Here is a 14,555-nt window from a genome sequence, read left to right as displayed (position 1 = left end):
CGCCGCTCGCGACTACCTGACGCCGAGAGTGGCGCCGCCCACGTCACACCATGCGCCCGACGGAGATCACCCGGCCGCTGGACGCCCTCGCCGTGTCGCTACGTCCCCGGCAGGCGGTAGGCCTCGGCGATCAGCTCGTAGGAACGCAGCTTCGCCTCCCGGTCGGCGATGTTCGCCGTGATCATGATTTCGTCCGCCCCGGTTCGCTCCCCGAGCGCGTCCAGCTCCTCCCGCACGGTTCCGGGGGTGCCGTAGATGGCATCGGCCAGCCAGTTGTCGATGAACGCCTGCTCGCGCTCGGTGAACTCGTGGGACGCCGCCTCCTCGGGGGTCGGCAGCCTTCCGGGGTTTCCGGAGCGGAGCCGCAGCATGCTCAACGCGATCGGACGAGCCAGGTGCAGCGCCCGTTCGTGCGTGTCCGCCGCGATGACCTGGGCGCCGACCATCGCGTACGGACGGTCGAGCACGCCCGACGGCTGGAAGGAGTCCCGGTAGAGCCCCAGCGCCGGGACCGTGTTCGAGGACGCGAAGTGGTGCGCGAACGAGAACGGCAGTCCGAGCGAGGCCGCGAGCCCGGCGCTGTAGTCGCTGGAGCCGAGCAGCCAGACGACGGGCTGGGTCTCCCGCGGGACCGCGTGCACATCCACGTGGGGGTGATCGATGGGGAGCTCGTCCTGGAGAAGCCCCAGCAGTTCCCCCAGCTGCCGGGGGAACTCGTCCGCGGAGGGGGGACCGCTGGTCCGGCGCAGCGCCCGCGCGGTTCCCTGGTCGGTCCCGGGGGCCCGTCCGAGCCCGAGGTCGAACCTCCCCGGGTGCAGCGCTTCGAGCATCCCGAACTGCTCGGCCACGACCAGCGGCGCGTGGTTGGGCAGCATCACGCCGCCGGAGCCGAGTCGCAGCGAGCTGGTCGCCGCCGCCAGGTGGGCGAGCAGCACGGCGGGTGAGGAGCTGGCGATGCCGGGCATCCCGTGGTGTTCGGCGACCCAGTAACGGTGGAACCCCCACCGCTCGGTGGCCTTCGCCAGTTCCGTGGAGGTGAGCAACGCCTCGGAGGCGTCGGTGTCCACCGCCACCGGGGCGAGGTCGAGCACCGAGAGCGGAACGGGCGACCGGCCGCGGGCGACTCCCGCGATCCTCGCCGGGGTCTCCCCGTCCGGGGTGCCGCCCAGCGAGGTGCGGTCCGGGTTGGCGACGGAATCCATCGCCCGGTGCAACCCTTCGCCCCCGACGATTGTTCCCGCCCGGGGTTGGTGGCCGAGCGGGCGCGCTGCCGGACTCCGGGAGGGAGCGGACCCCGGCGCCGGAACTCTGACCGGAAAGAGACTTTCGGAGGAATTTTTCACGAAATAGGGACAAAACATTCATGTTTATCGCACGTCGCTCGTTCGAGTGAGAACGCAGACGTGCACAGCAAGCTTGAACAACCAGGGACCCGAACCCGCCTAGGATACAGATCAGCACAGTTTCGATCGGAAATGCGGTGGACTATGGAAGACGAGGCCATCGTTCCCCTCAGGCCGGGGTTCGATAACGAGTTCCGCGGATTCAACCGAAAACAGGTTTTGGAACATATCGAACTGCTCGAGGACCAGATCCGAATCCTCGTCACCGACCGCGACGAGGCCATTCGACTGAACGAGGACCAGCGGCGTATCACCGACGAGACCCGCAGGCAGATGGAGGAGACCACCGGAGAACTCAAACGACTCCAGAACGCCGAGACGGGACAACCGTACGCCACGGCGCGGATGCATCACATGCTCAACATGGCCGAGGAGGAAGCCGCGGCCATCCGCGAGCACGCCAACCGGGAGGCCGAAACGGTCCGCGGGGTCGCCGAGAACGACGCCGAGCAGATCAGGAGTGAGGCGGAGAACCGGGCTGCCGAGCTCCGCAAGGAGTGCGCCGAGCTCGTCGACGACCTCGAACGGCGCCGCCAGCACATGGACGAGGAGCACGCGGCGCGCTCGGCCGACCTCGACGCCAAGGCTGACCAGCTGCAGCACGTTTACAACAACACCTACGAGGAAGCGTTGAACGCTGCACGCAAGGAGGCCGACGAACTGCTCCAGAACACCAGGGAGCAGTGCGCGGAGCTCGAGGAGGGCACCCTCCGCAAGCATTCCGAGCTCATGTCCGACCTGCGCTCCAGGGCGGAGCAGCTGGAGGAGATGCGGAGCAGGCTGTTGCAGAACGTGGACGCGGCCGCGAACTTCATCGGCCAGCAGCGCACGGTGCTCGACGAGCAGCTGAAACCACTGCTGGTCGTCGACCAGGCGTCCGAGTCGACCACCGGATCCTCCGGTGCGGACGCCCACTCCGCGGTGGACGACGGCCGCCCCGCTTCCGCTCCGCAGCACAACGTCGCGCGTTCGGCCGCGGAACCGGCGGACGGCGGGATACCCGCTCAACCGGGTCATGGGGCGTCGGACGCGCTCAACCGTCCGATTCCGCTCGATCCGGTCACCGAGGACGACCCGGTGCACGAGGAGGTCCCCGTACTGAACCGCACGGGAACGCGGGGAGCGGACGGCGGAAACCAACCCTATTCAGTCGAATACGGACACTGATTCGATGCTTGCTGAACTGACGTCATGGGGCCCGGCCGGAGAGCGAGCTCTCCAGCTGGGGCTGGCGGTGCTGTGCGGGGCGCTGGTCACCGCGATCCCGGCCACGATACTGCTGGTCCGAGCACGGCACCGCCAAGCACGTTTGCGCAGCCAACTGGCCAGGCTGACCACTTCCACGGCCCTGCTCACCGGCACGGGTCGAAACGGTCAACCACGCAGGGTCGGCACGGGGGACCCGGAGGAGGGGCCCGCGGGGAGAACCGAGACCGCCCCGGCCACCTCCCACACGAGTTCCTCCTCCGAAACGCCCCGGCCACCCTCCCCCGGCGTGTTCCCCGACCCCGAGACGGTGCCCGACCAACCCCGACCGACCGCACGGAACGAGATGCCCGACCGGGACGACACCACGCGAACGGAAACAACGACCGGGAACGGTCATCCGAACGAACCCCCGCGGGAACCGAACAACGAACCCCCGCGGGAAAGGAACCAGGAACAGAACAGGACACAGCACACCTCCACGGAGAACCTGGACTTCGGCAGTCAGGAAATCGCCGAACGGTTCCGCCGCGAATACATGGAGGCGCTGGACGACAGCAAGAACCGATTGGATCAGCTCCGCAGCAGGCTGAGCGGAGAACTGCGCACGGGCGAAGCGGAGCCCTCGACCAACGGACACCGGCCGGAGAACTGACCGAGTCGGTGCGAAGAACCGAAACCAGCCCCGCGAACGGGGGAGACCGTTCCCGCTTCACGGTTCCTCCCCCGTTCGCCGGGCGGCGCTCCGACGACACATCCACTCTTTTCGAACATCGAACCGACTTCGCAGGGGCAGTGGCGGACAGGAGGATTCGACATGGAAGACGCCGCCGACGCCGTGGTGCCACTCCGGCCGGGGTTCGACGTCACGTTCCGCGGTTTTCATCGGGACCAGGTCCTCGAACACCTCGAAGTGCTGGAGAACCAGCTGGAGCTGGTCACCATCGACCGCAACGAGGCCGCCCGGCTCAACTCGGATCTGCGGGCGCTCTACGACCGGACCCGCGAGGAGCTCAACGCGACCCAGCAGCGGCTGCGTCACCTGGAGACCTCCGACACCGGATTGCCCGTGGCCTCCCAGCGTGTGCAGGAAATGCTGAACATGGCCGAGGAGGAGCTGCAGACACTGCGCGAGCAGGCCAGACACGAAGCCGAGATCATTCGTGGGGCCGCCGAGACCGAGGCCGACCGGCTGATCGAGCAGGCCGAAGGAACTGCCGGAGAACTGCACGAGCAGTGCGAGCAGGTACTGGCCGAGATAGAGAGACGGCGCGATCAGCTGAACCGGGAACGGACACATCAGCTGAAAGAGCTCCGTGAGCGGGAACAGCGGATGCGCCGTTCGATTCGGGACGCCTACAAGTCCCTGATGAGCGCGGCCGAGCAGCAAGCCGAGGAACTCGACGAGCGGACGCGGCAGGAGTGCGCACGCCGCGAGACCGAGACCGAGGACTACCGGCAACGTGTTCTCGAGGAGATCGAGCACAACCGCTCGGAGCTGGAAACGCTCCGCACCCAAGTGCTGACCGCCCTGGACACGGCCACCGACAGGATCGGGTCCTCGGTGACCTCGCTGCAGCGGAGCACCGTCGAGAACGTGGGCTCGGACGAGCGGCCGGCGAGCCGGTCGATTCCGGAGCAGTCCTCGAAGGAGCCCCCGGCGGGAACTCCGGTGGAGGGCGAGGTCCCGGACGGGCAGATGTGGCTGCCCGTCCAGTGGGGGGATCCGACGAACGCGGAAGTCACCTACTTCGAGTCCCCCGAATCCGTCTACCGCGATCCGAGCGGACCCCCCGGCGACGAGAACTCCCGGGAGTTCACGGCGGACGCCACGGCGCAGTCCCTTCGTCAGGACGAGGAGTCCGATTCCGGGCGGGAGCTCCGCGGAACGGACACCACCGGTCCGGCGGCTCGTAACTGAACGACGTGTGGAGAGACATCATGCCATTGGCGCAGTCCACCTTCCCCGCCATCGACATGCTGGTGCTTACCTTCCTCGTCGGTTTCGGACTCGCCGCCGCGGTGTTCGTGCCGCTGTTGCGCCGCGAGCACCGCAGGGGCGGCAAGAGGGCAGCGCGCTCGGGGCGGTCCGGCCGGACCCGTCCCGGCGCCTCCCCCGCCGCGGAGCGGGTCTCCACGAAACGGCGGAGCCCCGAGTCGACGTCCTCCCCGGAGAGGCCCGGGTGGGAATCCCCGACGGCACGGCAGGAGGGGGGAGAGGGCGGGGAGGACACCCTGCCCGACACGGAATCCCCACAGGCAACCCCCACCTGGGAGGACGCGGAACGCTCGTTCGGCACCACCACGAGCAGGTGGGAAAAGCGGGTTGATCTCTGCACTTCCGACTGCGCGGTACGATTCGGTCGGGCCAGAGCGCGCCTGTTGAGCGTCACCAGGGAGCTCGGTATCGAGTGACTCACTCCGCGACGACCGTTCTCAGGGGACGCTCGAGACGCAGCGCCCTCCGAGACCGGTCAAGGAGCACGTAGTGAGCAACTCGCCCCCGGGGCACAGCACCTTCTATCTCGTGGGAACCACGGGCAACCCCAACTACGGTGACGAACTCATCGCCGCCACCTGGTTGAAGTACCTCGCCCATCACGCACCGGAATCCACGGTGTGGTTGGACTGCCCGAATCCGGGGCCCAGCGAGGTGCTGCTGGGGGAACTGCACCCGAACGTGCGCTTCACCGACACCTTCTGGCGGTTGTGCTGGCAGGCCTCGTCCAGCGAGCCCTGGCAAGTGGCCTCCTTCGTCAAGCAGGCGATCGACAACCCCGGAATGGCCCCCCGCTGGGTGGCCGGAATCAGGGTGGCCGCTCGCGCCGATGTGTTCCACGTCATCGGAGGCGGCTACATCAACGGCATCTGGCCGCACCACATCGGACTGCTGGCCGCAGCTGTGGCCAGCAGCGAGCACTCCGGGGGGCGGCTGGCCATGACCGGACAGGGCCTCACACCCGTGGCGGCCGACGCTCGCCCGCTGGTGCGGGAGCTGGCACGGCACTTCGACGTCGTCGACGTCCGGGACGAACCGTCGTCCGAGGTACTGGCCGACGTTCCGGGAGTCACCTCCACGGGGGACGATCTCTTCTTCGACACCGGAGCCGGGCTCTACCGGGACGATCAGGTTCCCGAGGTCATGGTCTGCATCCAGTCGGATCTGCTCACGCTGAGCGCTCCCGCGCTCGCAGGACACGTGCTGGACACGCTGCGCCAGTGGGGAGTTCCTTCCGAGCAGGTCGGCTTCGTGGAGGGGATCCCCCGGGTGGACCGGGAGATATTCGCCCTGGTCGAACACGAGCTGCCGGGGGCGCGTTTCTACCCCTTCTCCGAGATCATGGACAACGGTCTGCCCGCCACAGCGGGGCAACGCTGGTTGTCCACCCGCTTCCACATGCATCTGATGGCGGCCGCGGCCGGCGCCTGCGGTACGGCGATCGTGATCGACACGAACTACTACACCAACAAGCACCGTTCGCTGGTCGAACGCGGCTCGGGGTGGTCGCTGAACACGGACCTGAGCATGTCCCAGCCACCGACGGGTGGCTTCGACTCGGGGACGCTGCGCAAACTGCGCGCCTCCAAGGTCTCGCTCGCGCGCCGGATCTACTGAGCGAGGTCCCGCGTTCGGCCCGGCGGGGTTCGCCGGTCGGCCCCGCCGGTTCTCGCTCCGGGCGCCCGAGCTCGAACGGTCCCCCGGCGCCAGGAGCGGGACCGCACGAGCGGTCACTCCACGTGGTCCCCCCGCCGGGGAAGCCAGCGCGCGGTCGGCCACTCCTGCTTCTCCCACGCGCTGTTCCAGAAGAGCCACTCGTACTCGCTGCACCGGACGAAAGCAGTGAGCATCCGCTCACGGGTTCGCTCGTCGGCAGCGGCGGCCAACCTGTCGGCCAGCTCCCTGGCGCCGAGCACCGTTGCGGCGAACTCCTCGTCGGCGTAGGTCTCGATCCACCTGCCGTAGGGGTGTTCGGACGTGTCCCCCGTCTTCTCCAGAATCGTGCTGCCCACGTGCTGGTACACCCAGAAGCACGGCAGCAGCGCGGCGACCGCCACCGGGTAGGGCTCGCTCTGCGCGCTCGCCCGCAGGTACGAGGTGTAGGCCAAGCAGGTCGGCGAGGTCTCGATACCGGACATCTCCTCCCCGGTGAGACCGAGCTGCTCGACGTAGCCCGCGTGCAGCCTGCGTTCCTCGGCCAGGGCCCCGTGCGCGCTGCCCGCGAGGAAAGCGGAGTCCGCCGGGTCCTCGGCTCGTGCCGCCGTCGCGGCCAGAGCCCGGGCGAATCCGAACAGGTAGCGCGCGTCCTGAACGATGTAGAACGCGAAGCGGTCGCGCTGCAGCGTTCCGTCGGCGAGCGCCAGGTTGAACGGATGGCGCACGATCGCGTCCTGCAGCTCGGCGGTGTGCGCCCATGCGGCGGCGCAGAAACCGTCCGGATCGGGCTCGGGCAGTCGACGAGTCATGGTTCTCCTCCCGCCTCGACGTGTGGGCCGGGGCGTTCCGGTTGGTTGCTCTCCGCGTCCCGGCTCCCGCAGAGGTCCGGGGTTTCCCGCACCGGACCGCTACGCGGAGCGGCCCGCGGGGGGCATCAACCCCACCAGGCGTAGAAGTGGTGCACCGGCCCGTGCCCGTTTCCCACTTCGAGCTGGTCGGCGGCACGCAGGGCTCCGCTCAGGTACTCCTTCGCCTCCCGGACCGCCGTCGACCAGTCGGGGCGTCGTGCGCGCAGGGCGGCTATCGAAGCGGAAAGGGTACAGCCGGTTCCGTGGTCGTTCCTCGTGTCCACCCGCTCCCCGCGCAGGGACTCGACCGCACCGTCCGCGTCCAGCACGTCGACACTGGAGCTCCCGCCGAGGTGTCCGCCCTTCAGCAGCACCCGTGCGGCACCGAGCTCCCTCAGACGGGCCGCCTGTTCGGGCATCTCCCCGACGTCGGTGATCTCCTCCGCGCCCAGCAGGTCGGCGGCTTCCGGCAGGTTCGGCGTTATCAGGTCCACGCGGGGGAGCAGCTCATCGCGCAGGGCCAGCACGGCTTCCCCCGCCAGCAGCCTGTCCCCGCTCTTGGCGACCATGACGGGATCGAGCACGACGTTCGGCGGGGAGTACCGCTCCAGTTCCGCGGCGACCGCACCGATGATCGCGGCGTCCGAAAGCATGCCGATCTTGACCGCGTCCACCCGCACGTCGTCCAGCAGGGTGCGTAACTGCTCGGTGACGAACCCGGCTGGCACCTCGTGCACCGAGGAAACCCCTGTCGTGGTCTGGGCGACCAGCGCCGTGGTCACCGACATCCCGTAGGTCTCGTGAGCCGAGAACGCCTTCAGGTCGGCTTGGACGCCCGCTCCCCCGCTGGGATCGGTCCCCGCGATGGTCAGGACGTTCCGAATCACTGGCGCCCCTTTCCGAGGGGGACGCGCACGCGGGTCACACCGCCGCCCGCACGCGGCCGTTCCCGGTGCACCGGCTCCACACCGGGCGACTCGGGCCGCGAGCGGCGAGCGTGACGACAGCACAGGAGTACCGGCAGCACTGCGACGTCCCTCCGCTAGTACGAACTAGTTCAGGTTCGACGGGTCTTTCTCAGCCCGGTCCGAAGTCCGGGCACCCCGCGTCACTCACCGGAATCGTGGGAGCCTTCCCCGATTCGGTGGAACAAACATAGCAGCGGAGGTCAACAGCGCACCGGGCCACGGCCTTTCCGCCCGCTCGGTGCCAGCGCGGCTCGGGCGAGCACCCGCCCGGACTGATCGGCCGCTGGGCAAGAGACGCAGCCGCTTACCGCCACCCGGGCAGTCGGCTTGTGGCCACCCGAGCAGCTCGCGCCGCCGCGGGAGGTTCCACCACCCGCACCGCCGAGCAAACCGCTCCGCGGGCCCTCTCAACACCGGGGGCTACTCGATCAACCCCACCGGAAATCCGGGAAGCACCGGCTCTCCCGCCCTGACCTGCTGGCGCAGTGTTCCGGTCGCCAGCGCGTGCATGCGGGTGTGGTGCTGCCCGGTGCGTATCTCCGCCAGCGGTTGCCCCGAGCGCACGGGACTCCCCTCGGCGACCAGCCACCGGACCAGCACGGCACGAGCGGTTCCGAAACCCCCGGCGTCGGGGCGTTCGGCGCAGTACAGCAACTCCGTCATCGATCGTCTCCGACCATCCGATTCACGTACCGTGCCCGCCTCGACCGCTTTCGACGTGGACGAGCGGTACCGGCTTCCCCGCGAACGGAGCCTGTACAACACGGCGTCGCCGGGACAAGACCGTGCCTACCCGGTCCCTCCCGGGTAGGCAGCCACCGCGGACGTGCACTAGCCGATTCACCCGTCGGCCGCATCGGCCGTGTGATCGCCACTCACGGCGAATTACGTCACAACTGCGGTAAATCACACCACACAGCCGAACAGCACCCGTGAATCGGTACGCACCCCCGGACTAGAGTTGGGGTAATGAATAGCACTACCGAGGGACTCAGCACGCGCTCTCGGCAGGCCGACCAGGACCCCGCCGCAGTATGGGGTCCGCTGACCAGCCTCGCCGATGCGGCAGCGCGAACCGCGAGCGACTCCACGACGGTGGCCATCAACCGCGGGTTCGACCGCAAGGCACGCGAACGCGCCCGGGCACTGCGACAGCTGCTCAACGAACGCGGTGCGAACGCCGTGGAGATCACCCCGGCCCCGGACAGCGAGGAACTGCTGACCGGGACCGAGGTCAATTCGGTGGTCAACCTCGTCGGCACCGGATCCTGGCAGCCCTACCGCCTGGCCGCGAAGAAGCGGGCGGCGCTGTTGGCCCCCTCCCCCGAGGAGAGCGAACCGGGGGAGAGCGCGCGCCGGGACGTCATCGGAATGACACGTCAGGACTCCAGCAGGGACGCCGCGCTGACGCGGGTCGTGGTGCTGCCGGAGACCACCGACGAAAGCAGCATCACCCTGACCAGGGACGGCGAAACGCTCTCCATTCCCGGTGGCCAGGTGACCATCACCCTGCACGAGGGGCGGATGGACATCCGGCTGCAGGGCCCCGACTACGCCGAGCAGCGCTTCGAGGCCGAACGGCTGAGCGTGGAGACGCACGGAGGGGCGCACCGGCTGATCAGGGACGAGATGCCGGTCGCCGAGTTCGAGGGATCGCTGGATTTCAGCTGCGAGCAGGACGGCCTGGTCGTCCACTCGGTCTGACAGAGCTTTCCCGTCCCGGTTGCCGCAGGTGGCCACTCGGCGGAGCCCCTCGCGGCGGCGCCGACCGCGTAAGTGGTGTTCAGGCGCTGCCGCGCCGGAGAAGAACCCGATACCCCACCGACGGTCCGGCCGCAAGACCTCAACGCCGCCGGGTCCGGGTCAGACGACCGGCCAGAGCCGTCAACCCGGCCCCGGCGAGCACGGGGACCGCCAGGGACAACGGGGCCAGCACCCCCGGGGCGACCAGGTTCACCAGTACCCAGAGGGCGAGGAACACCGCCGAGCAGGCCAGCAGCGCTGCCGTGATCGTCAACAGCAGGCGGCGCTTCGGCAGTTCCGGGAGTTTGGCCCGCGCGTGCGGCGGCATCCCCCGCACGGCCAACGCGGCGGGCGCCACCGCCAGGGCCAGGATCAGCACGCCGAACAGCGAGTCGGCGCGCTGCGCCCCCCGCCCCAGGCCGATCAACAGGACCACCGTCCCGAGGGCCAGCACGAGCAGCACCCTGTGCACCGCCCGCCACAGTCGCACGTCGTAGTCGCTCACTTCTCCGGGCTCTCCCCTCGGTACCGGTTCGGACATCTCGGCGTCGCCGCACGTGCCGGGACAGCGGCCGGGCGCGCACCGCACGCTGCGGAGAGCACGCGCGTTTCAGTCTGTCAGCCGGTTCACATCCGTGGATATTCGTCGCTCGGTACCTCTTTCCTCACGGCGGCGCTCAAGGCATTATCTACTCACCAGTAGGTAGATTTGCGAGGTGCTGCGTGACCAGTGAGCGGATTGCGAAGGCACGGCGTCGACCCAGGTGGGCCGCGGACACCGCCGCGAGGATCACGCGCTGGGCGGAACGGCGCGTCCCGGCAGCGCTCGACGCGCTGACCCTGGTCAAGCAGGGAGTCGTCCGTCCGATGCGTCCGGACAAACTGCTGCGCACGGCGTTCGCCTACCGCCGCTGGGGAATCGCGATCCCGCTCGGGTACGCGGTGGGCGCGATACGCCACCCCGATCGACCCGCCGTGATCGACGAGCGAGGGGCGCTGAGCTTCGCCGAGGTGGACCAGCGCACCACCCGCCTGGCCAACGCTCTCCGGGAGCACGGGGTCGAGTCCGGCTCCAGAGTCGCGATCCTGTGCCGCAACCACCACGGCTTCGTCGAGGCGGTGCTGGCCGCCAGCAAGCTGGGCGCGGACTCGGTGCTGGTCAACACCGGTATGAGCGGAGAGCAGGTCTCGGCCGTGCTCGCCGAGCAGGGAGTGCGGCTGGTGATCGCCGACTCCGAGTTCACGGGGCACGTCTCCCCGCCGGAAGGCGTGGAACTGGTGGTCAGCTGGACCGAGGGCACGACGAGCCACACCACGGTGGAACAGCTGATCGGCCGCTCCGGGACGGACGCCCTGCCGAAACGGCCACGACACGGCCGGATGATCGTACTCACCTCGGGGACCACCGGCACCCCGAAGGGAGCTCGCCGTCCCGACCCGGCGAGCCTGAGCCCGGCCACCACGATCATGTCCAGGGTTCCGCTGCGCAGCGGTGAACGCATGATGGTGTGCGCTCCCCTGTTCCACACCTGGGGGTTGGCCGGTTTCCAGCTCGGAACCGTGCTCGGTGCCACGCTGGTGCTGCACCGCAGATTCGACCCGCAGCAGACCATGGCGGCCCTGCAACGCCACCGCTGCACTTCGATGTTCGCCGTCCCCGTGATGCTGCAACGCCTGCTCGAACTGCCTCCCGAACAGCGAAGGTCCTACGACCACCGCGGACTGCGCATCGTGGCCTGCAGCGGGTCCGCGCTGCCCGGAGAGCTCGCGAAGGACTTCCAGCGCGTCTTCGGCTCCGTGCTGTACAACTTCTACGGCTCGACGGAAGCCTCCTGGGTGAGCATCGCGACTCCGGGGGACCTGCGCGCGAACCCGGACACCGCAGGACGGCCGCCCCGTGGCACCACGCTGAGCATCCTGGACGACACCGGCGCTTCCGTGAGGCGGGGCGAGACGGGCAACATCCACGTCCGCAACGACATGCTCTTCGAGGGCTACACCAACGGCAGGAGTTCGGAGCAGCACGACGGTCTCATGCCCACCGGAGACCTCGGCTACCTCGACGAGAGCGGAAGCCTGTTCGTGGTCGGCCGCGCCGACGACATGATCGTCTCGGGCGGGGAGAACGTCTACCCCAAGGAAACCGAGGACCTCATCTCCGGATTCCCCGAGGTGAGCGAAGCGGTGGTGACCGGGGTCGAGGATCCGAAGTACGGACAGCGGCTGGCCGCTTTCGTGGTGCTGCACGAGGGCGCGACACTGGACGCGGACACCGTGCGCGAACGCACCCGGGAGCGGTTGTCGAACTTCGCACGCCCACGCGACGTGGTCTTTCTGGACGCGCTGCCCAGGAACGCCACCGGCAAGGTGGTACCGGGCGGGTTGCCCGCGGTGACCCCGGAACAAAGCCGGTGACCGGTCCCGACGACGCACCGACGGTTTCGCGTGCACGCCCCGTGGCACGTTAGGCTCACCACGGTGAATGACCGTCTCGTGTGGATCGACTGCGAAATGACCGGGCTGGAGCTCGGCAAGGACGCGTTGATCGAGATAGCCGCTCTTGTCACCGATGCCGACCTGAACATTCTCGGGGAGGGCGTGGATGTGGTCATCCACGCCGACGAGGAGACCCTCGGGGGGATGCCCGAGGTCGTGCGGGAGATGCACGACCGCTCGGGACTGACCGAAGAGGTTCGCCGTTCCCCCGTCACGCTCGCCCAGGCCGAACAGCAGGTCCTGGACTACCTGCGCCAGCACGTCCCGGACGGGCGTTCCGCCCCGCTGGCCGGCAATTCGATCGCGACGGACCGCGGGTTCATCGCCAGGGACATGCCCGAACTCGATCAGTACCTGCACTACCGAATGGTGGACGTCTCCTCCGTCAAGGAGCTCTGCCGCAGGTGGTACCCGCGCATCTACTACGCGCAGCCGGAGAAGGGGCTGGCGCACCGGGCCCTGGCCGACGTGCGGGAGTCGATCCGCGAACTCGCCTACTACCGACGGACCGCTTTCGTCCCGGATCCGGGCCCGTCGAGCGAGGAGGCCCAGCGGGTCGCCACGGAGCTGCTGTCCGAGGAAGAGGTGGGGGGCACCGAACAGGCGAGGCGACAACTGGACGAAAGCTGAATCCCGGAAGCTGTCCGGGCCTGCGCAGCGATTTCTTCCTGGTGAACCGCGAAAGGGGATCCCGTTGCAAAAGCGTGGATCGGCCACGCTAGGATGGAGTCCGTTGTTCGGGCGTGATCCCGGGCAAGCACGGTGGGTGTAGCTCAGGCGGTAGAGCACTGGGTTGTGGTCCCAGGAGTCGCGGGTTCGAATCCCGTCACTCACCCGGCCGACGGCGGCCCCGATCTCGCTTGGTCGAGATCGGGGCCGCCGTTTTCATCGGTCCTCTCCTCCGGCGCGGCGGCACCGAAGTGCTCCACCCCGCCGGGGCGAGTGACCGCGGGAGCTCCCGCGGTGCCCCGCGAGGTCCGCCCCGACGTCGTGCAGAACCACCACCCGACGCCGGGGCGCCCGCTCACGAGCCCGCGAGGGGGGCCGCCGAGCGACCTACCCGCACGAACCCGAGCCGGTCGAGTTCCCCCGGATCAGTTCTGCGCGGTGTCCTCCCGCAGCATCTTTCCGAGCTCGCGGCTCAGTCCCAACGCGCGGTGGGCCCAGCGCGGGGAAGCCCCGGCCAGGCCGCAAACCGGGGTGGGCAGCACCTGCTCGGCCAACACCCTCTCGGGGAATCCGAGGTCGTTCACGAACCTCCGCGCCGGCTCCGCGAGCTCACGCAGCCCCGGCTCCCGCGCCGGTTGTGATGCGGGCACCATGCCGAGCATCAGTGTGATCCCCTTGTCCCAGGCATCGCCGATCTCCTCGGCCAGCTCCCCCTCGGGGGAACCGAGCACGGCGGTGTCCAGACCGATCACTCCGGCCCCGGCCCGGTGCAGCAGCCGTACCGGTGGGCGCTGCGCGCAGCAGTGCACCATCACGGGGCCCGCGGCTGCCTCGCCGAGTCGGCTGATCACATCGGCGAGCACCCGCTCCGCCTCGGGCGCGGGAACAGCGGGCACCGTTCCGTAGTCGGAGGGGGTGGGCAGCTCTCCGGCGAGGACGGCGGGCAGGGTCGGTTCGTCGAGTTGGAGGAGCACTCGCCCTCCGGTGCGCGCCACCAGCTGCCCGACGTACTCCCGGACTCCTTCCACCAGGGCTTCGGAGAAGTCGCGCAGCGCACCGTGGTCGGTCATCACGCGGTGGCCGCGCTCCAGCTCGATCCCCGCGGCCAGACTCCACGGCCCGGCCACCTGCAGCTTGATCAACCGTGGTTCGGTGTCTCCGGCCGTGGCCGCTTCCATGGCGTCCAGGTCCCACCGCAGCAGGTCCAACGCGCGCCGGTGGTCGCGTCCCTCGACGCGTGCCACGCGGTACCCGGAGGGCACCACCTCCACAGCCAGATCGCGCAGCATCCCCGCGGCGTGTCCGATCAGGTCGCCGCCCACCCCCCTGGCGGGCAGTTCCGGCACCGGGGTCAGCTCGGGCAGCTCGCCCGCGACGATCCGGGCGGCCTCCGAGGAATCGGTTCCCGGCATGGAGCCGATCGCGGTGGCAGTACCGGGTTTCCAAGGCTGTTGCGTCACACGGCGATTCTCGCAGCCGGAAGGCACGGCACACGCCGCACGGGCCGCGGTGGTCCCGTGGCTCCCGGCCGGGCGCGGGCCGCTGCGGGACCCCGGAGGCCCGTCCC

The 14,555-nt window shown here is 69.2% G+C and carries 14 protein-coding genes, 1 tRNA gene and 1 riboswitch; of the genes, 9 read left to right on the top strand and 6 right to left on the bottom strand.

Annotated elements, in window-relative coordinates; genetic code table 11:
• Positions 1–98: 98 nt before the first annotated feature.
• The gene (locus tag FHR84_RS14445) at positions 99–1,202 is read right to left on the bottom strand and encodes an LLM class flavin-dependent oxidoreductase (RefSeq protein ID WP_179536046.1); all 1,104 of its coding nucleotides are present in this window, start codon (positions 1,200–1,202) and stop codon (positions 99–101) included.
• Between the two features lie 360 nt (positions 1,203–1,562).
• Between FHR84_RS14445 and FHR84_RS14440 the strand changes: the two genes are divergently transcribed.
• From FHR84_RS14440 to FHR84_RS14420, 5 genes are all read left to right on the top strand, one after another.
• A complete protein-coding gene (locus FHR84_RS14440; protein ID WP_179536045.1) occupies positions 1,563–2,570 on the top strand; it encodes a hypothetical protein in 1,008 nt (335 codons plus the stop codon).
• Positions 2,571–2,574: 4 nt separating this feature from the next.
• On the top strand, positions 2,575–3,264 hold the full coding sequence (locus tag FHR84_RS14435) for a hypothetical protein (protein ID WP_179536044.1): 690 nt from the start codon (positions 2,575–2,577) through the stop codon (positions 3,262–3,264).
• 162 nt (positions 3,265–3,426) lie between these two features.
• Positions 3,427–4,530, top strand: coding sequence for a coiled-coil domain-containing protein (locus tag FHR84_RS14430; protein WP_179536043.1), 1,104 nt, complete (start codon positions 3,427–3,429; stop codon positions 4,528–4,530).
• Positions 4,531–4,550: 20 nt separating this feature from the next.
• A complete protein-coding gene (locus tag FHR84_RS14425) occupies positions 4,551–5,024 on the top strand; it encodes a hypothetical protein (protein ID WP_179536042.1) in 474 nt (157 codons plus the stop codon).
• A 73-nt stretch (positions 5,025–5,097) separates the two neighbouring features.
• Entirely contained in the window at positions 5,098–6,225 is a 1,128-nt protein-coding gene (locus FHR84_RS14420; RefSeq protein ID WP_179536041.1) for a polysaccharide pyruvyl transferase family protein, read from the top strand.
• A gap of 113 nt (positions 6,226–6,338) precedes the next feature.
• Here FHR84_RS14420 and tenA read toward each other — a convergent pair whose 3' ends face one another.
• The 3 genes from tenA to FHR84_RS14405 form a co-directional block, all read right to left on the bottom strand.
• Entirely contained in the window at positions 6,339–7,073 is a 735-nt protein-coding gene (tenA, locus tag FHR84_RS14415) for a thiaminase II (protein ID WP_179536040.1), read from the bottom strand.
• Positions 7,074–7,198: 125 nt separating this feature from the next.
• Positions 7,199–7,999, bottom strand: a complete 801-nt coding sequence (thiD, locus tag FHR84_RS14410; RefSeq protein WP_179536039.1) for a bifunctional hydroxymethylpyrimidine kinase/phosphomethylpyrimidine kinase — start codon at positions 7,997–7,999, stop codon at positions 7,199–7,201.
• Between the two features lie 130 nt (positions 8,000–8,129).
• Positions 8,130–8,228, bottom strand: a riboswitch (TPP riboswitch).
• Positions 8,229–8,500: 272 nt separating this feature from the next.
• The gene (locus tag FHR84_RS14405; RefSeq protein WP_179536038.1) at positions 8,501–8,743 is read right to left on the bottom strand and encodes a biotin/lipoyl-containing protein; all 243 of its coding nucleotides are present in this window, start codon (positions 8,741–8,743) and stop codon (positions 8,501–8,503) included.
• 306 nt (positions 8,744–9,049) lie between these two features.
• Between FHR84_RS14405 and FHR84_RS14400 the strand changes: the two genes are divergently transcribed.
• Positions 9,050–9,784, top strand: a complete 735-nt coding sequence (locus FHR84_RS14400) for a hypothetical protein (protein ID WP_179536037.1) — start codon at positions 9,050–9,052, stop codon at positions 9,782–9,784.
• A 139-nt stretch (positions 9,785–9,923) separates the two neighbouring features.
• Here FHR84_RS14400 and FHR84_RS14395 read toward each other — a convergent pair whose 3' ends face one another.
• Positions 9,924–10,328, bottom strand: coding sequence for a hypothetical protein (locus FHR84_RS14395; RefSeq protein WP_179536036.1), 405 nt, complete (start codon positions 10,326–10,328; stop codon positions 9,924–9,926).
• A 218-nt stretch (positions 10,329–10,546) separates the two neighbouring features.
• On the opposite strand from FHR84_RS14395, the gene FHR84_RS14390 reads away from it, so the two are divergent.
• From FHR84_RS14390 to FHR84_RS14380, 3 genes are all read left to right on the top strand, one after another.
• A complete protein-coding gene (locus FHR84_RS14390; RefSeq protein WP_179536035.1) occupies positions 10,547–12,238 on the top strand; it encodes an AMP-binding protein in 1,692 nt (563 codons plus the stop codon).
• A 63-nt stretch (positions 12,239–12,301) separates the two neighbouring features.
• Positions 12,302–12,949: an oligoribonuclease gene (gene orn, locus FHR84_RS14385; protein WP_179536034.1), complete on the top strand. Its 648-nt coding sequence runs from the start codon at positions 12,302–12,304 to the stop codon at positions 12,947–12,949.
• 132 nt (positions 12,950–13,081) lie between these two features.
• Positions 13,082–13,154 (top strand) — tRNA-His (locus FHR84_RS14380).
• A 259-nt stretch (positions 13,155–13,413) separates the two neighbouring features.
• Here FHR84_RS14380 and FHR84_RS14375 read toward each other — a convergent pair.
• Positions 13,414–14,448 (bottom strand): uroporphyrinogen decarboxylase/cobalamine-independent methonine synthase family protein, encoded by a 1,035-nt coding sequence (locus tag FHR84_RS14375; RefSeq protein WP_179536033.1) that lies wholly within the window; start codon positions 14,446–14,448, stop codon positions 13,414–13,416.
• Positions 14,449–14,555 lie beyond the last annotated feature (107 nt).

It is taken from the genome of Actinopolyspora biskrensis, assembly GCF_013408175.1.
Classification (GTDB): domain Bacteria; phylum Actinomycetota; class Actinomycetes; order Mycobacteriales; family Pseudonocardiaceae; genus Actinopolyspora; species Actinopolyspora biskrensis.
The sequence above is the reverse complement of the archived record's forward strand: the minus strand, read 5'-3'. Positions and strand labels throughout refer to the sequence as shown.